At 57.7% G+C, this 16,605-nt stretch carries 12 protein-coding genes; 8 read left to right on the forward strand and 4 right to left on the reverse strand.

What is annotated here, in order from left to right; all coding sequences use genetic code 11:
• The first annotated feature begins 6 nt into the window (after positions 1–6).
• The 7 genes from GGR28_RS19210 to GGR28_RS10895 all read left to right on the forward strand — a co-directional run bounded on the left by GGR28_RS19210 (position 7) and on the right by GGR28_RS10895 (position 8,739).
• Positions 7–822 (forward strand): PKD domain-containing protein, encoded by an 816-nt coding sequence (locus GGR28_RS19210; protein ID WP_262890771.1) that lies wholly within the window; start codon positions 7–9, stop codon positions 820–822.
• 4 nt (positions 823–826) lie between these two features.
• Positions 827–1,702: a polysaccharide lyase family 7 protein gene (locus GGR28_RS10870; RefSeq protein WP_183495814.1), complete on the forward strand. Its 876-nt coding sequence runs from the start codon at positions 827–829 to the stop codon at positions 1,700–1,702.
• A complete protein-coding gene (locus GGR28_RS10875) occupies positions 1,699–4,023 on the forward strand; it encodes a polysaccharide lyase 6 family protein (protein ID WP_246416629.1) in 2,325 nt (774 codons plus the stop codon). The genes GGR28_RS10870 and GGR28_RS10875 overlap by 4 nt, the downstream gene beginning before the upstream one ends.
• 2 nt (positions 4,024–4,025) lie before the next feature.
• Entirely contained in the window at positions 4,026–6,212 is a 2,187-nt protein-coding gene (locus tag GGR28_RS10880; RefSeq protein ID WP_319936721.1) for a heparinase II/III domain-containing protein, read from the forward strand.
• A 2-nt stretch (positions 6,213–6,214) separates the two neighbouring features.
• Positions 6,215–6,568 (forward strand): cupin domain-containing protein, encoded by a 354-nt coding sequence (locus GGR28_RS10885; RefSeq protein WP_183495815.1) that lies wholly within the window; start codon positions 6,215–6,217, stop codon positions 6,566–6,568.
• On the forward strand, positions 6,565–7,869 hold the full coding sequence (locus GGR28_RS10890) for an MFS transporter (protein WP_183495816.1): 1,305 nt from the start codon (positions 6,565–6,567) through the stop codon (positions 7,867–7,869). The genes GGR28_RS10885 and GGR28_RS10890 overlap by 4 nt, the downstream gene beginning before the upstream one ends.
• A 225-nt stretch (positions 7,870–8,094) precedes the next feature.
• A complete protein-coding gene (locus tag GGR28_RS10895) occupies positions 8,095–8,739 on the forward strand; it encodes an acyltransferase (protein WP_183495817.1) in 645 nt (214 codons plus the stop codon).
• 69 nt (positions 8,740–8,808) lie between these two features.
• On the opposite strand, the gene GGR28_RS10900 is transcribed toward GGR28_RS10895, so the two are convergent.
• The 4 genes from GGR28_RS10900 to GGR28_RS10915 form a co-directional block, all read right to left on the reverse strand.
• On the reverse strand, positions 8,809–9,564 hold the full coding sequence (locus GGR28_RS10900) for an SDR family NAD(P)-dependent oxidoreductase (RefSeq protein ID WP_183495818.1): 756 nt from the start codon (positions 9,562–9,564) through the stop codon (positions 8,809–8,811).
• 23 nt (positions 9,565–9,587) lie between these two features.
• Positions 9,588–10,349 carry an SDR family NAD(P)-dependent oxidoreductase gene (locus tag GGR28_RS10905; RefSeq protein WP_183495819.1) on the reverse strand — a complete coding sequence of 254 codons (762 nt, stop codon included), beginning with the start codon at positions 10,347–10,349 and terminating at the stop codon, positions 9,588–9,590.
• 143 nt (positions 10,350–10,492) lie between these two features.
• Positions 10,493–11,809, reverse strand: a complete 1,317-nt coding sequence (locus tag GGR28_RS10910) for a RagB/SusD family nutrient uptake outer membrane protein (protein ID WP_183495820.1) — start codon at positions 11,807–11,809, stop codon at positions 10,493–10,495.
• A 10-nt stretch (positions 11,810–11,819) separates the two neighbouring features.
• The gene (locus GGR28_RS10915) at positions 11,820–15,005 is read right to left on the reverse strand and encodes a SusC/RagA family TonB-linked outer membrane protein (RefSeq protein WP_183495821.1); all 3,186 of its coding nucleotides are present in this window, start codon (positions 15,003–15,005) and stop codon (positions 11,820–11,822) included.
• A gap of 490 nt (positions 15,006–15,495) precedes the next feature.
• Here GGR28_RS10915 and GGR28_RS10920 point away from each other — a divergent pair, with 490 nt between their 5' ends.
• Positions 15,496–16,500, forward strand: coding sequence for a sugar kinase (locus GGR28_RS10920; RefSeq protein ID WP_183495822.1), 1,005 nt, complete (start codon positions 15,496–15,498; stop codon positions 16,498–16,500).
• The last annotated feature ends 105 nt before the right edge of the window (positions 16,501–16,605 follow it).

The raw sequence follows: 16,605 nt of genomic DNA on the forward strand, positions 1-16,605 counted from the left end.
ATGATCATGCACTATTCAGCTTATTTCTTTGCGGGGCTCCTGCTCCTCTTCTTTTCCTCCGCCTGCGACAACCTCGAACTCCCCGGTGTGGGTGAACTGGAAGACCTGACCCCGCCCGCGGCCGATTTTGCCGCGACACCGAGTGAATCCGCCTACCGCGAGATCAGCTTCAGCAACCGCTCCATCAGTGCCACGGATTTTCAGTGGGACTTCGGCGACGGCGCCACCTCCACCGAAGCCGATCCGACCCATACTTATGCCGCCGACGGCGAGTACATCGTTACCCTTACGGCTACCGATAAGCTCAACGCGACGGACCAGACCTCCCAACCAATCTCCATCGTAGAACCCGTGATCGTATTCACCCCCGAGATCATGAATCCGGGATTTGACGTGGAGGGCGAAGACAGTTACCGCGACCACTGGCGCAACGGCGACCTGGGCGGTACGATCCAGATCACCAGCAGCCCGGTACACGACGGAGAGAAAGCCGCGAAACTCCCCTCCGACGGAAGCCGCATCGGCTACCAGCTGATCAAGGTGGAGGCGAATAAGGAGTACACCGTTTCTTTTTACTACACCCTAAAAACCTCACCGGAGGGTAGCCTTACCGTAGCCATCCTGACCAGCGGAGTGGACGACCCCGAGGACGTCGGTGCCGGCACCCTGGCGTCGGTGACGGTGAACGACCAGTCTTCGGCATCCGACTACGTGCTGGCGTCGGTTACTTTCGAATCCGGCGACAACACGGAAGTGGCCATCTTCTTCAGCAATACCGGCGCGGAAGGACGGGTCGATAGTTTCACCATCGTTGAAAACTAAGCTTATGTACCGTCACTTTTTCTTCGGTCTCCTTCTCCTCACCGCCCTGCTGGGCTGTGGGGAGAAGACGATTCCCCGGCCAACCGGAGGTAGCGTCGAGCCGGAGTTGCCACCGACCGCGGCGACCCACGACATCGACCTCAATCACTGGAAGCTCACCCTGCCGGTGGGTGCCCCTACGGAGGTCGAACCCCCGGAGATCCTGAAGTACGCCGAGCTTGCGGAGGTGAAACCTTACATGTACGACGATACCACCGACGGCTCCCTCGTGTTCTACGCCTCGCCCGGCGCCTCCACGGCCAACTCGTCGTACTCCCGTTCCGAACTGCGGGAGCAAATGGTACCCGGCAGCAACAACGTAAACTGGACCTTCGAGCAGGGAGGAAAGTTGCGCGGCCGCCTCTCGGTGCCGGAAGTTTCCCGCGATGAAGCCGGCAAACCCCACCGGGTGATCGTCATGCAAATTCACGGCCGCCTCACCAACGAGCAACGCGACCTGATCGGGGAGGACGACAACAACGCCCCGCCCATCATGAAGGTCTACTGGCAGGATGGAAAGGTGCGCCTGAAAAGTAAGTACCTTAAAAATCCGGACGCCACCTACGAAGAACTACTCCACACCAGTGCCTGGGGAGACGACGAAGGCTACACCTTTCCCGAAGCGGTCGGCACCGAACCCTTTACCCTGGAGATCGTAGCCGACGGCACCGGAATGCGGGTAAGCCTGAACGACAAGGAGACCCACACCTACAGCGGGCCTGACATGGAAAAATGGGGCGTTTTTGAGAATTACTTTAAGGCGGGCAACTACCTGCAGGCGAAGGATTCCGCCGCGTTTGCCCGCGTCAAATATTATGAACTAGAAGTAAGTCACCAATGATGCACCGCTCCTTCCCCCACTTCACCGCACCCGCGGCCCCGCCCCGCTGGTTGACCCGCTGCTTCCTGCTGCTTGCGCTTTGCGGATGCGGCATGCCGATTATACAGGCACAGGATCCCGCCGCACTGGTGGAAGCCATCAAAAAGGCGCAACCCGGCGACGAAATTGTGGTCCCCAACGGAACGTACACCGACCTGGAACTCGACTTCACGGGCAAGGGTACGGCCGACGCGCCGATCCGGCTGGTGGCCGAGGAAAAGGGAAAAGTATTTCTGGAGGGGCAATCTTACCTGCGGCTGGCGGGGGAGTACCTGATCGTGGAAGGCCTCGTGTTCCGCAACGGCTTCACGCCCACCAGCGAGGTCATTTCCTTCCGCACGACGAAGGAGGAGCTGTGCAACAACTGCCGGGTGACCGAATGCGTCATCGATAACTACAACCCCGTCGAGCGCTACGAAAGCGACTACTGGGTGGGCATCTACGGCCGGAATAACCGCTTCGACCACAACTACCTGACGGGCAAGCGCAACCAGGGCGTAACCCTGGCCGTGCGCCTCGACGCCGAGGAAAGCCGCGAGAACGGCCACCGCATCGACCACAACTACTTCGGCGAGCGGCCCATCCTGGGCTCCAACGGTGGCGAAACCCTCCGCATCGGCACCAGTCACTACTCCATGAGCAACTCGAATACGCTGGTGGAAAGCAACTACTTCGACCGTTGCAACGGGGAGCACGAGATCATCTCCAATAAGTCGGGCGGCAACATCTTCCGCGGCAACACCTTCCACGAATGCCAGGGTACGCTGACCATGCGGCACGGCAACGGTACGACGGTCGACGGCAACTTCTTCTTCGGCAACGGCAAACCCAATACCGGCGGCATCCGCATCATCAACGAGCGGCAGCGGGTCGTCAACAACTACCTCGACGGCCTCACCGGCTACCGTTTCCGCGGCGCCCTGGTGATCATGAACGGCGTGCCCAACTCGCCCATCAACCGCTACTTCCAGGTGAAGGACTCCGAGGCGAGCAACAACGTGTTCGTCGACAGCGATCACATCCAACTCGGTGCCGGCAGCGACGAGGAACGCAGCGCCGTACCCGAAAGCACCCTGGTGGCCGACAACGTTTTCGTCAACCGCAATCGCGATACCCTCTTCACGGTCTACGACGACATGAGCGGCATCACCTTCCGCAACAACCTGCTGGACGAGAACCTGGTACCGCTCCAGGAAGAAGGCTTCCGTAAGGAAAAAATTACCCTCACCGATGCCGGTCACGGCGTGATGCTGCCGGAGGGCACGGCAGCCGCCGATAGTGTCCGCGCGCGGATGGACATCATGGCCACGCCCGAAAATACCGGGGTGACGTGGTACGACTTCCGCGACGAGTCCCAGCACTTCGGAACCGGAAAAACCACGGAGATCGGACCGGGGGAAAATACCCTCTTCGATGCCGTCGCCCAATCCGCGCCCGGAGACATCATCAAGCTGGCCCCCGGCGAGTACCTGCAGACCAAGGCCATTGATCTGCGCCACCCGCTCACCATCGTGGGCGCCGGCGCGGAAAAACCCGTGCTGCTGTTCCAGAAAACCTCCCTCCTCAACATCGAGAACGGCGGAGCACTGACCCTGCGTGGCGTACGGGTGGACGGCCGCGAGTGCCTCGACCAGCCGCTGAACAGCGTGATCCGGACGAGCCGTTACTCCATGGTCGCTAACTACAAGCTCTTCATCGAGGACTGCGACTTCACCGATCTCGACATCAACCACAGCTTCAACGTGCTGCGCGTCTTCAAGCACACCTTCGCCGACTCCATTGTAGTGCGCAACTCCAGCTTCCGTAACGTAAGCGGCAGTGTACTTCCCCTGGACCAGGAGAATGACGACATCGGCATCTACAACGCCGAGAACGTGATCCTCGAAAACTGCTTTTTCGACAACATCGGTCAGGCCGCCCTCCACCTCCACCGCGGCGGCAGCGACGAGAGCACCTTCGGCCCCATGCTCACCATCGATCGCTGCACCTTCGACGAGGTGGGCACCGACGAGAAGTGGAACAAATCCGAAAGCTCGATCAGCCTGCACGGTACCCAGTTCGTGCACATCACCAACAGCGTGTTCGACGATTCGGCGCCCGTGCGCCTGCACCTGGTCGTCGGCGAGCCCATCGTCGAAATCGAACATTCCGTCTTTTCCGGAGGCACCGAACTGCTCGATAACGGGGAGCCCTACCGCACCCACAACCTTCACCTGGGCGTCGACGAACCCATCACTACCTTACCCGACGGCACCCCTGTGGGTACCCAACTCAGCGAATAACCGTGCAGCAGATCCTTCTCACTATACTCCTCCTCACGCTGTCCCTTTCGGGCCGGGCGCAAGCGGACTATCCCCCCCTCTTCGCATCCACTCTGGCGGGGGCGCAGGAGCAGGTGGATGCGGCCATGGAGCAGGCATTCCTGGTACCCACCCCCGTCGATATGGCGGGCGGCTACACCCACGAAGTCCACAAGCAAAACTGGAAGACCCTCGAAAACGCCGGTGCCCTGTACCGGCTCACGGGGGAGGAAAAGTATGCGGCCTTCGTCCGCGACGGACTACTGCAGTACGCGGAAGCCTATCCCACCTGGCCCCTACACCCGACCGACCGCTCCTACGCCACCGGTAAGATCTTCTGGCAGGCCCTTAATGATGCCAATTGGCTGGTGTACGTAAGTCAGGCGTACGCGGATATTTACGACTGGCTGGAGCCCGCTGTCCGGACGAAACTGAACACGGAACTGTTCCGCCCGATGGCCGACTTCCTCTCCGTAGAGAATCCCCAGTTCTTCAACCGCATTCACAACCATAGCACCTGGGGCAATGCCGCCGTGGGTATGATCGGCCTGGTGATGGACGATGAGGAGCTGGTGCAGCGCGCCCTCTACGGCATTCCCGCGAGCGAGCTACCGGAGGATTTACGCGACGACGACAGCGGCCGGATCGTCTCGGAAAGTGGCCGCGCCGGCTTCCTGGCCCAGCTCGACCTGTCCTTCTCGCCCGATGGCTACTTCACCGAAGGGCCGTACTACCTGCGCTATGCGCTGTCTCCCTTCCTGCTTTTCGGGCGGGCCCTGGCCGAAAAGCGACCCGATATGAATATTCTGGCCTACCGCAACAGCATTCTTGGTAAGGCGATTGACGCCCTGCTGCTGGAGGCCGATCCGCGCGGCGATTTCTTCCCACTAAACGATTCGCAAAAGGGGATGTCCCTGTACGCTCCCGAAGTGGTCAAATCCGTCGATTACGGATATGCCCTGTACGGCCGAGATCCCGGGCTGCTCTCGCTGGCCCGCGAACAGGGTAGCGTGACCCTCGACAAGGAAGGCCTGCTGGTGGCTACCGACCTGGCCGCCGGCAAGGCTCGACCGTTTCAGCCGCATTCCATCGCCTTTACCGACGGACCGGATGGTGATGAGGGGGGAGTAGGCATCCTGCGCGCTTACGGACAGGGCGACGAACAGACCACACTGGTCATGAAGTACTCCGCTCAGGGTATGGGACACGGACACTTCGACAAGCTCTCTTACTCCCTCTACGACCTTACGGGGGAGGTGATCCAGGATTACGGCGCCGCCCGCTGGGTCAACATCGACCAGAAGGGTGGGGGACGCTACCTGCCCGAAAATCAGACCTGGGCCAAGCAGACCGTGGCCCACAATACCCTGGTGATCGATCGCACCTCCCACTATGAGGGGGACATTCGCATCGGGGAGAACCACCACCCGGACCTTTACGCCTTCCGCGCCGACGATACGACCTTCCAACTGGTCAGTGCGGTATCCGAAAATGCCTACGACGGGCGCAAGCTGCAACGGGCGCAGTGGCTCCTTCAGGACACCGCCTTCGAGCATCCGGTACTAATCGACCTGTTCCGGGCTACGGGCGAGCGCCCCGCCGTGCACGAATTACCCACCTGGTACATGGGGCAGCTGATGCGTACGGATTTCGGCTATACCACCGAGAATATTCTGCAGCCTTTAGATTCCGCCCATGGCTACCAGCACCTATTCCTGGAGGCAACCGGCCGGCCGGATGCGGATATGGCAACCATCGAGTGGTTCGGGAACGGGCGCTTCTACACCCAGACAATGGCTACGGAATCCGGTGACGAGATTCTCTTCGTCCGCCCCGGTGCGAACGATCCCGAATTCAACCTGCGCCGCGACCCCGGCTTCCTGCTGCGGCGGGCGGATGTTGCCAGTAGCACCTTCTTTTCCGTGCTCGAAAGCCACGGCAGCTATAACCCCCGGGAAGAAGTTGCCCGCGATCCCTTCGGTACCATTACCGGATTGCGTATACTCGTGGACAGCGAGCCCTACACTGCTCTCGAGTTTACTCACCAGAGCGGTACCACTTGGCTCATCCTGTTCAGCAACGCAACCGCCGATCCGGACCAGGAACATACCCTGAACATCAACGGACAATCCTACCAGTGGCGGGGCGTCCATCATCTCATAAAACAGTAGTTATGCAAGCGAGTAAAGAATTCATCTTCGGTAAGGAATTGGAATGGGAAGTAGTCGGTCCCGGCCTGAAGCGCCAGATCATGGGCTACGACGATAAGATCATGCTGGTCAAGGTCGACTTTCAACCCGGCGCCGTCGGTCAGCTCCACGAGCACCACCACAGCCAGGTCACCTACGTAGAAAGCGGGGTGTTTGAAATGACCATCGGCGACGAGGTGCGCACTATTCGCGGAGGCGACTCCTACTACATCCCGCCCCACGTCATGCACGGCTGTGTATGTACCGAAGCCGGCGTACTAATCGACGTATTTTCTCCGGTCCGTGAGGACTTTCTCCCCTCAGCCACCGACGCATGAAACTCTCCGGACTCCGGTGGTGGGTAGTTACTCTGATCGCCCTCGCTACCGTCATCAATTACATCGACCGTCAGTCACTCAACGTGCTCTGGCCGGAGATCTCCATCGACCTCTATCCGGATAAGACGGACGACGAGCGCAAGGAGATCTATGCCTTCATCTCCGTAGTATTTGTCTTCTCCTATGCCTTCGGGCAGGCCCTGTTCGGGAAGATATTCGACTGGGTCGGAACCCGGCTGGGCTTCGTGCTCTCGATCGGCGTCTGGTCGATCGCTACGGCCCTGCACGCAGTGGCGAGCGGTGTGGCAAGTTTTGCCATTTTTCGCTCCATTCTCGGGGTTGCCGAGGCCGGCAACTGGCCGGGGGCGACCAAGGGGAACGCGGAGTGGTTTCCCACCAAAGAACGCGCCCTCGCACAGGGAATCTTTAATTCCGGTGCGGCCATCGGGGGGATCATCTCCATTCCCCTCATTGCCTTTCTTTCGATCTACTTCAGTTGGCAGGTCATCTTTATCCTGGTCGGTCTTACTGGCCTCCTGTGGCTGATTCCCTGGGTGGTACTGGTCAAGGCACCGCCAAAATCTCATCCCTGGCTTACCGAAGATGAGCGACAGTACATTCTGACCGGACAACAGAATCAGGACCTGGACGAGGACGGCAACTTCGATGAGGGGTATAACCCAGGCTTAGCCAAGATGCTCTCCCACAAGGAAAGCTGGGGCGTCATCATCGCATCGGCCGTCATCGATCCGATCTGGTGGTTGTTCGTATTCTGGATTCCCATCTATCTCTCGGAGGTATACGGGATGGACATAAAGACAATCGGCATATACGGGTGGGTACCCTATGTTGGAGCCATGTTTGGTGCCTGGTTCGGCGGACTCCTCGCCCAGAACCGCCTGAAGGCCGGCTGGAACGTGGATAGTACCCGCAAACTGGTCATCACCCTGGGTTGCCTGATCATGTTGCCCGCGCTGCTGGCCATGTCCAATCCCGGTGCGCCCGTCAACGCCGTCCTGCTGATGGCTGTGATCCTCTTCGGATTTCAGACCGCCATCGGAAACGTACAGACCCTGCCCAGCGATTTCTTTGGGGGTAAAACCGTAGGTACCCTGGCGGGATTGTCGGGCATGGCCGCGAAGCTGGCGGTTGCCGGACTCACCTCCCTCGTCCCCTGGCTGACGGCCGGTGGAAACTACACGCCTGCTTTCGTCATCGGCGCAACACTCGCCTCCATCGCCATCGCGAGCGTCTGGATCCTGTGTCCGAGGATCGAGCCCTTGCATCCGGTAAAGCGCTAAGCAAGCTCCCCCACAGATTGGATAACAAGCTTGATGAATCTGGCCGACTGATTGCAGTCGGCCAGATTTTTTTGTGCTTCCTGGTGAGGCTGAACGGACTAATGCTGGAATTACCTGAAGTCAGGCGGCGGCGGCATCCCCATAGCGTCCAGTATACTGTTTCGGCGGCACTGCTCACTTACGGCTACTGATTTAGTCTTCCTATGACTGTATATTTAGATCAGAATGAAAAATCGATTCAAGCAACGGATGATCCTGATCCGGAACCGGTGGGGATTATCCAATTCTGTTCAGCGGTGTAGGGAGAGTACGGTATCGATCACGGGAAATCTGATCGGTACAACCGTAAGGGTAAGGGGGAGATCTACCGTGATCATTCCCCGGGGCAGCAGGGTCAGGGACGCACAGATACTTGTTCAGGGTAACGATAACCGATTGGAATTCGGACCCGGTGTCAAATTCACGGGGACGATAGAACTCTTCGGAGACGGTAATACCCTACGGATTGGAAAGGATACCAAGATCGCCGGCGCTAATTTTATCGTACACGGCGGCACCAAGGTTGAGGTTGGCCCGGCTTGCTATATCTCAACACAAGTTGATGTTCGCACGACGGACAGTCACAGCATTCTTGACTCTGACGGGATCCGGATCAACCCGGATAATGATGTATATATCGGTGAGCACGTATGGCTCGGCCGGATGGTGTCCGTCCTAAAGGGAGCGCGAATTAACGCGGGTTCCATGATTGGTACCATGTCCTTAGTGACCGGTACGATACCCGCTAACGTCATAGCAGCGGGGGTGCCCGCCAGGCCCATCCGGGCGGGAATCTCGTGGACCAAGGACAAGCCAGGTCGGGACGTTTAGACGGTTGGTGATGCCAAAAAATAGTGCACCTGCGTACCCGCCCAAACGTCCCGTAGCTAGGGGAAATGCTTAACTGAAGGCGAGCCCTCCGTTGATGTCGATGTTGCTGCCCGTAATGAACGAGGACTCAGCGGAGGCGAGGTAAGCGACCAGGTCGGCCACTTCGTGTGCCGCGCCTTCTTTCTGCAGCGGTGTTTTTGCGGCAACCATTGCGCGGACTTCGTCCTTCGTGAAATCGTCGTGAAATTTAGTGCCGATCAGACCTGGACAAACCGCGTTTACCCGGATTCCCTTGGGACCGAGTTCCTTGGCCATTGCCCGGGTGAAGGTGGTTACGGCACCCTTCGAGGCACTATAGAGGGAGGAGCCACCGCCGCCGCCGTCCCTCGCTGCTAGGGAGGATATGTTGATGATCGCACTACCCTGACCCATCAGCGGTTCGAACACCTGGGATACGAATACGGTGGATTTAAAGTTGACGTTGATGACCTGATCGTAGAACGCCTCATCCAGTTCGGGCAGGGTCTTGCGGGCGAAAAGCCCCCCGGCGTTGTTGACCAGAATATCCACTTTATCGCCAAATGCGGCAACGGTTTCGTCCTTTAGTTTGGTGATGTCGGCCAGTTTCGAAACATCGGCCTTGACCGCGATGGCTTTTTGACCGAGTGCTTCGATTTCCTTTACCGTTTCCAGCGCACCGGCTTCCGTATTGAGGTAATTTACGACCACGTTGGCACCTTCCTTAGCTAATTTGATGGCGATGGCCCGGCCGATATCGCGGGAACCGCCGGTTACGACAGCTACTTTGCCTGTAAGTTTTTTCACAAATTCTACGTTTTCTATTCGATTTAAATGCCCAGTGCCTGTCCGCCACCGATCTGGATGGTTTCGGCGGTAATGAAGGCGGCATCTTCACTAGCCAGGAAAGCGACTACGGCCGCAACGTCCCGGGGTTGTCCAAGCCTTCCCAGCATGATATTGTTCTTCCAGGAGGCGAAAACTTCCGGCTTAGTGGACTTTATCTGCGCGTGGAAGGGCGTATCGATGGTGCCCGGTGACACGGCGTTGACCCGGATGCCGTACTCGGCCAGGTCCTTAGCCAGCGCCCGCGTGATGGCGTGTACACCGGCCTTCGAGGTGCCGTAAATTCCTGCTCCCGGGCCGCCGGCGTTCCAGGCGGCGTTGGAAGTGAAGTTGATGATGGTCGGGTGTGTGCCCTTTTTGAGGTAGGGGATCGCGGCTCGGGAGACGAAGAAGGTCGAATCAAGGTTCAGCGCCATGACCGACCGGTAGAATTCGGTGGTCATTTCCTCGAATCTGGATCTTCCACCCAGTCCGCCGGCGTTATTGATTAGGATGTCGATCTTGCCGTATTTGTCTCCTATGGCTTTGATGTTCTTGTTTACTTGGTCTTCGTCCGTTACGTCGAAACCGTAGTACTCCGCCTCAATGCCTTCTTCCTTGAGTGTTTGCAGCCGTTCGGCTCCGTGCTCGTCGCTGATTCCGTTCAGAATTACCGTGCAGCCCTGCCGCCCTAGGTGTTGGGCAACTTCAAAGCCGATGCCGCCGGTTGCGCCAGTTATAAGGGCTGTTTTTCCTTTCAATTTCATGTTGAGTTATTAGTTGGTATAAGAATTTAGTGGGGAACCGTATGCGGGCCACGGTTACCCCTGCAGAAGGCGCATCGCAAACGAAGGTGGTAAATTACCCGCTCCCTCCGTTGCGCACGGATTAGACAATCTGTTTTTGGAAACTAGTAGCCGTCGTTTTGGGTAATTACCCCAAAGCTTGCGAGTACTTCCGAGGTGGGAATCGGGAACAGATAGTAGTCACTATCGATTGACTGTCCCATTTCTTCGTTGACCGTACCGGTTCTGACCAGGTCAAACCACCGCTGGCCTTCGAAGGCTAACTCAAGCCTTCTTTCGTCCTGGATGGCCTGGCGAACCAGCTCCTGGGTATTCAATACGGTATGGTCCAACGGGTCCAGTCCTGCCCGGGTGCGGATCGGATCGAGGAGATTGAGTACTTCCTCGGGAGAAGAACCGAGCTCGTTGAGCGTTTCCGCGTAGAGGAGAATAACGTCCGCCAGGCGGATTTCAATCCAGTCGTGATCGGGACCTCCGGTTTGCGGGTACTTCCTAGATGCCATGAGGGCCGTATCGATGTTGACGTCTCTACGCAAATCTCCGGGGCTTGCGTCGTAGGCGGCAATCAGGTCCGGATCCAGGGGCTCGAGGGACTTCGTATCGAGACCGCCGTACCACGACCAAAATTCGGAGAAACCGTATTCGTCGTTGATGGAACCCGATATTTGGGTGGCAAAGATGATCTCCGAATTCATGTCGTTATCGACGCCGAAAATATTGGCGTAATCGGCTACCAGACTTACTCCCGCCTCGGCAGCTCCGTTTGCGACGGCGGCCAGGTAGGGTTCTGCGTTAGCGTAATCGGATCTTTCCACGTATACTTTGCCCAGCAGTGCCTGAGCGGCGATCTTAGACGCCCGTCCGGTCGTTAATCCGGAATTGCTCAACGCCGCAATTGCATCCTCCAAATCGGGAATGATTACGTTGTCGTATATCGCGCCGACCGGTTGACGGACTAATATCGACTCATCGGTTACACTAGGGGAACCGGATAGATTCACCGGCACATCCCCGAATACGCGCACCAGTTTGAAGTAAGACAGGCCCCTCAGGAACTTGGCTTCGGCTACGTCGGTTGCACGCGTCGAGTTTTCGATGACGTTGTTGGCACTCAGTATCGATTTGTACAGTGCCGTGTAGAAGGGGCCGAAGAATTGATCTTCCATGGCCGTCAGGTTGGGACCGAACATGTCGAACTCAGTAAAGGGCGGTTCCTGCATGATCGCATTATCGGCCCGAAAATCACCCATCACCGCAAGGGGCGTGACGGATCCGTGCTGATAAAAATACGCGGCGTTCAGGACCTGCTCGTAGTCGGTCAGCGAGCTCGAACTGGCGATGTTTGGCGGAGATTGGTCCAGATCATTGTCGCACGCCGTTAACATCAGCAATGATCCTAATATGATATATAAAGATTTCATCGTCTTTTATTTAGAAGTTAACATTCAGTCCCAGCGTAAAGCTTCTCACGGTCGGGCTCGCGCCTACCTGCACCCCGTAGGTCGTCGGGCCCAGGTAGTCACTCTGCGTAGTCTCTACGCCTTCCGGATTAAGGGAGGTGTAGTTGTCCGCCATTAGGTACAAAAGGTTGGTAGCGGCGGCGTATACCCTCAGCGTGTTCAGGTAACTGCCGATACCCCTGTCCGGACTGAATGTGTAACCGATGGTCATGTTTCTCAGGGCTAAGTAAGATGCATCCTGTACCTGGGCATCCAGCTGGTTTCTCGACTGAGTGTACGGTAGGCCGTTGTGGTCGGCAAAGCCGTCGTTGTCGGCATCGAAGCTGGACCGCAGCCTGCCGCCGAATTCCGATCTCCAGTAGATCTCGTCGATATTGAACACTTCACCGCCCTGGGCTCCCTGGAACTGCAGCGACGCATCAAAGTTTCCGAAGGTCATCTGGCTGTTCAGGCCCCAGTAGAAGTCGGGAGTGTTCTGTCCTATTTTGACCAGGTCGCCCCCTTCTTCTACGGTGCGGTTCCGGTCGATCACCCCGTCGCCGTTCTGATCGACAACGTAGTACTCCGAGCTGCTGATGCCGATGGCACGCGTCGGGTCTTCGATGTATTCCGACTCGACTATGCCGATGGTTTCCAGTCCCCACATCTCGCCGATGGCTCCGCCGACGTAGTTTCTGAATACCGGGCCGCGACCGGACTGGCCGTAGATCACCCGGGGTAGCTCATCGAGGCCACCGAGGTCGGTGATTTCCGAATTGACCGTAGAAAGGTTTCCGCTGACGTTCCACCGGAAGCCGGGCTTGTTAATTAGTGCCGCACCGAGCTCGAGTTCTACGCCGGAACTTCTGACATCTCCGGAGTTAAGGGCGATGGAAGTGGTACCGAGCACCTCGGATACGCTCTGGTTGATCAGGATATCCTGAATGTCGGAGGTGTAGTAATCAACGCTGACCCGGAAACGGTTATCCAGGAAGCCCAGGTTGATGCCGTAGTTGGCCTCCGTATTCGTTTGCCACGTCAGATCGGGGTTGGCCACATCCGAGGGGATGAGGAATCCGGTACCGAATATGGTTGCCTGCGGATTCAGGAGGCTCAGCGAGTTGTAGGCTCCCAGGAAGGAAGTCGTACCCAGTGATCCGAGGCTGTACCGGAGCTTCAGGTCCGTCAGAATACTCGAGGTGTAGAACGCTTCGTTGTGGACGTTCCAGCCCAGGGAGATGGCCGGGAAGGTTTCGAAACGATTGTTCTCCCCGAAGCGGGAATCACCGTCTCTCCTCACGGATACCGAGGCAAGGTAGCGGTTGTCGTACGCGTAGTTGATCCGGCCGAAAACACTGCGACGTGCAATCGTCTCATCCCGCTCCGTAACGGCAATGTCCGCCGGATCCAGGAGCGCGAAGTTGCGTGGCTGACCGAAGGGAACGTTCGTACCCCTCAGGGCGAGCCCGTCGACGTAGAAGTTCTGGAATTCCAGACCGGCGACGGCGGATACGTCGTGGCGACCGATCACCCGTGCAAAGTTCAGCGTGGTTTCGCTCAGTACGGAAGATCTGGCTACGTCCGTTTGGTCCAGCGCGGTTTGGTTGGTGCGGCCGCGGGAGTCGAACTCCAGTCCCCTCCAGAAATAATCCTTGACATCTCTTCTGTCGGCACCCAGTACGGTCCGTATGTTCAATCCTTCGAGGATGCTGAACTCCAGATAGGTGCTCACGTTTCCGAACAGGGTCTTCTCGTAGCGGTCGGTATTGTCCAGCTTCGTGGCCGGTCCTGCGTCACCCGATCCGCCGATGCCGTTGCCGTTTCTGCCGTAGTGCCAGTCCTGGGCGGTCATGCCGGGTTCCAGTGTGTAGATGCTGTTGTTGAAGGGCGATTCGCCTCCCCGGTATCCTTCGTCAAATCCTTCCAGACCCAGTGCCTGGGCCTGTTGGTCCAGTTGCTGGACGAACGCGATGGACGCTTCCGTGTGGTAGATGGGATGAACGCTGTACGCTCTCAGAAGGTCCCGCATATCGTGACCTACGATGTCCCGGTCGCCGAGGTAACCGTTGAAGTTCAGTCCCGTTTTGAATCTATCCCCCAGCCTAGCGTCGACGTTCAACCGGGTGTTGTATCGTTCGAAGCCTTGCGTAATTACGATACCCTGGGTGTTTAGGTACCCGAGCGAAGCATAGTAGTTCACATTATCCGTACCGCCGCTAATGCTGAAGTCGTGGCTGGTGCTGTACCCCGTACGGAAGAGCCAATCTTCAACCGCTACGACGTCGGGCGAATTTGCGTAGGCATTGAGCTTGTAGTTCAGGAATGCCGGATCCAGCTCGGAGACGTCGTACGTGCCGTTGGCGATGCCGGTATTCAGTTCGTTGGCCCATTCCCCCGCGGTCTTAAGTTGTTCCACGTCGCCGCGGTACCTGTTTGAAGAACTCACGTAGGCATTGTAGCTGATGCTGGGCGCGCCCGTCCTTCCGCTTTTGGTCGTGACCAGGATGACGCCGTTCGCTCCCCGGGAACCGTAGATGGCCGCTGAGGCGGCATCCTTCAGTACTTCCAGGCTTTCGATGTCATTGGGGTTGACCGTGGCCAAACTTCCGGAGATCGGGTAGCCGTCTACTACGATCAATGGGTTGGAATCGCCCGAAATGGAGGAAGCCGCACGGATTTGAATTTTCGGGTCCGCACCCGGTGCTCCATCCTGATTTTGGATCAGGACGCCCGCCAGCTTACCCGCCAGGGCATCGTCAACGCGGCTGGCCTGAATGGCTGCAACATCCTCACCTCCCACCTGTGCGATCGCACCGGTATTGTGTGACCTCTTACGCGTACCGTAGCCAACCACGACGACTTCCTCCAGAAGCTCGGAATTGGTCTGCATCACAACGTTGTAGGTTGTCTGTGAACCGACGACCACCTCCTGGGTAGCAAAACCCGTATAGCTGAAGATGAGTACGGCACCCTCTTCGACGTCCAGGGAGAAGTTCCCGTCTAAGTCGGTTACCGTACCACTCGAAGTGCCCTGTACGGTGATGGATACCCCGATAAGGGGGAAATTGTCCTCGGCGGACGTAACCGTTCCGGTGATCTCCACTACTTCCAGAACCGTCCGTTCGTCGGCACCCGTAACGTCGTTTGCCCGGGCGTACTGACCAGTGGCTACAGACATGAACAGAAGCAACAGTAGCGTAACTCTCCCCGATAAATAGCGTGACTGTAAATATCTCGTATGCATGATCGGAATTGTTTAAAATTAAGCTGAGATTCTCCCCACGAGAACCATTGTTTCATATCGTACGAAGGCGTAAATCTTTGCTAGAGGTACTGAACAGTGTATCGCTATAATCTCTATTGCCCACACTGTAACCCACCCGGGGTATGCACTCGACTTTAACCGCTCCGTATCGCAGTTAGCCAGAATATTGGTTGACCAGGAATTGGTTGACCAATAATTGGTTGACCAAATATACGCCCTTTTTCGGGTTATCCAAATGTCTACTGTTATTTTTCGGCACAATTGAAATATTTGGGCCAAACGGGAGGAAGCAATACTTCTTTACTGGCTTGATATCCTGCACCGTAATTTGTGAGCGGCGGCGCGCAGGTGCAGTGTAACCGACAGAAGCCGACATTTTCTCCGGCTAGCGTACCTTTCGCACATGCAAATAGTCACCTTCGGCGAGATCATGATGCGCCTCACTACCCCCCGTCACCAGCGTTTCCGTCAGGCCAGTAACCTGGAAGTAGAGTACGGCGGTGGCGAAAGCAACGTTGCGGTTTCCCTGGCCAATTACGGACAGCAAGTCCGCTTCGTCTCCCGACTGCCGGACAACGACCTCGGAGAATGCGCCATTCGATCCCTGCGGGCGGCGGGCATCGACACTTCCTACATCGTGCGCGGCGGCAAGCGATTGGGCATTTACTTCCTCGAAACCGGCGCCGTACAGCGACCCTCCAAGGTGATTTACGACCGGGAGGACAGCTCCATGGCCACCCTATCGAGCGGCGACATCGACTGGGACCGGACCTTCGACAAGGTTTCTTGGTTTCACTGGTCCGGCATCACCCCCGCGGTCAGTGCTTCTGCGGCGGCGGTTTGCCTGGAGGCGTGTCGGGCCGCGGCCGAGCGGGGCATCACGATCAGCGTGGACCTCAACCACCGCAGTAAGCTCTGGCAGTACGGCAAAACACCCGCTGAAGTCATGCCGGAACTGGTCGAACTCTGTGACGTAATCGTCGGCGGCAGCTACGAAGCCGAACGCTACTTTGGGATCGAGGTGGAGGATAAGGAAGACTTCACCCCACTGGCGAAGGCACTACGACAGCGATTTCCCAAGGCACGCCATATCGTAACCACCCTACGGGATTCGATCTCGGCCAGCCACAATACCTATACTGCCCTCCTGTGGGACGGAGACACCCTCCACTCGAGCCCTACCTACGAGCTCACCCACATTGTCGACCGGGTCGGCGGGGGCGACAGTTTCATGGGCGGATTGATTCACGGCCTCATCAAGTGGCCGAACGACCTCACCTATGCCCTCCGCTTTGCCGTAGCTGCCTCCGCCCTCAAGCATACCATACCCGGCGACGTCAACTTGGTCACCGAAGGAGAAGTCGTCGAACTGATGGAGGGCGATGGCAGCGGGCGGGTGCGCCGGTAACTTACACTCCGTCCACCATCTCAAATCGCCGAGGGGGTCACCCCGTCGGACGGCTTTAGCGGTGGGACCGCTTGAGCCGTTCTAAGTAGCGTCGGCCTTCAGCCG

The sequence above is a fragment of the Neolewinella aquimaris genome (assembly GCF_014197245.1).
In the GTDB taxonomy this organism is placed as follows: Bacteria; Bacteroidota; Bacteroidia; order Chitinophagales; family Saprospiraceae; genus Neolewinella; species Neolewinella aquimaris.